This window comes from Ameyamaea chiangmaiensis (assembly GCF_013376175.1).
Lineage (GTDB): Bacteria > Pseudomonadota > Alphaproteobacteria > Acetobacterales > Acetobacteraceae > Ameyamaea > Ameyamaea chiangmaiensis.
The window spans coordinates 1-1496 of sequence record NZ_JABXXR010000296.1; the positions used below are offsets into that span (position 1 = coordinate 1).

The following is a 1496-nucleotide window of genomic DNA, read 5'->3' on the forward strand; positions in this document are numbered from 1 at the left end:
GATGGCCCGGCTGCTGGGCCCCGGCATCCTGTTGCGCGCCCTGTGCCGCCGCATGACCCGGCCCGCGCTTTACCGACGCATCGGCCGCCTGACCGGCGCACAGGCGCGCCTTGTCAGCCTGACGGACGGCCGTGCCTGCGTCGACATCGACAAGCCCGCCGATCTGAGCCTTGCCGAGGCGCTTCTGGCCCGGGATCCGTCCCCCAAGACGGCATCCCCCTGAGCGACCGCCCGGCCCCGCCACCGTCCCTGCCGGAAAACCAGTTCGCCATCCGCCGTGGCGTGCTGGCCCTGTGCGCACAGTCCGCATGGTCGGCCCTCAACGAATTCATCCTGCCCGATGGCCGCCGGGCGGATGTCATGGCGCTGATGCCCGACGGCCGTCTGGCCTGTATCGAGATCAAGTCCGGACCGCTGGACTTCCGGCTCGATATGAAATGGCCGAACTATCGCGCGTGGTGCGACGTGCTTTATTTCGCGGTGGACACGGCATTCCCGCTGGCGCTTCTGCCCGTCGACACCGGCGTGATGACGGTTGCAACCTCCGACCGCATCCTGCCCGGCATAGTGCCGGAGGCCGCTGTGCTGCGCGCACCCCCGTCCCATCCGCTGTCGCCCGCGCGCCGCCGGATACTGGTCACGCTGTTCGCGCGCGTCGCGGCGGATCGCCTGATGCGACTGGAGGACCCGATGATGAGCGCGTCGCTCCGGTCTGCCCGGCGCGTCGACTAGCCCGGCTGGGCCCGGGTGGCTCCGAACCCGGTACCGCCCGTTTCACCCCGCGCCATTTCATGGCAGACAGGACACGCAGTCTGCGCCCGCCGACCGGAGAACCCGATGCCCAGCCCCGCCATTGCCCGCCGCCTCGAAGTCGCCCGCGCCGTCGTCAGTGACGCGGCACGCCTTGCCCTGTCGATGCGGCCCGCACCCGGCGGCCCGCAGGCCACGCTGAAGAACGCCCAGGACTGGCTGACCGAGGCCGATGGCGCGGTCGAGGCGATGATTTCCGCGCGTATGCAGGCCCTGTTTCCCGAGGACGGGTTCGAAGGCGAAGAGGGCGGCCGCACGCGCACCGGCGGCCTGCGCTGGGTCGTCGATCCGATCGACGGCACGTCGAATTTCGCGCGTGGACGCAATCGCTGGTGCGTGTCGCTGGGCCTGCTCGACGGCGACGAGCCGGTGGCCGGCGTCATCGAGGCCCCGGCCCTGAACGAGGTCTACACCGCACAGAGCGGCGCGGGCGCGTTCCTCAACGGCCGCCCGATCCGGGCTTCCGATGTCGCGGATACACGCACCGCCATGATCGAGATGGGCTGGTCCAGCCGCGTGCCCACGGACACCTTCATGGACAAGATGGGGGCGATCATGGCGCTGGGCGCGATGCCGCGCTCGGGCGGGTCGGGCGCGCTCGCGCTGGCCGACGTCGCGTCCGGCCGGCTCGACGGCTATATCGAAATCGTCATCAACCTGTGGGACGTTGCGGGCGCGCTGCCGTT

At 70.7% G+C, this 1496-nt stretch carries 2 protein-coding genes and 1 pseudogene; all 3 read left to right on the top strand.

The features are described 5' to 3' along the window. Positions 1–223, top strand: a pseudogene (locus HUK82_RS16525) (hypothetical protein); the annotation flags it as partial. A 59-nt stretch (positions 224–282) separates the two neighbouring features. Continuing rightward, positions 283–732 (top strand): MmcB family DNA repair protein, encoded by a 450-nt coding sequence (locus tag HUK82_RS16530; RefSeq protein ID WP_373318201.1) that lies wholly within the window; start codon positions 283–285, stop codon positions 730–732. A gap of 105 nt (positions 733–837) precedes the next feature. Next, positions 838–1496, top strand: a 659-nt coding sequence (locus HUK82_RS16535; RefSeq protein WP_176614953.1) for an inositol monophosphatase family protein, incomplete at its 3' end; no start/stop codon positions are given.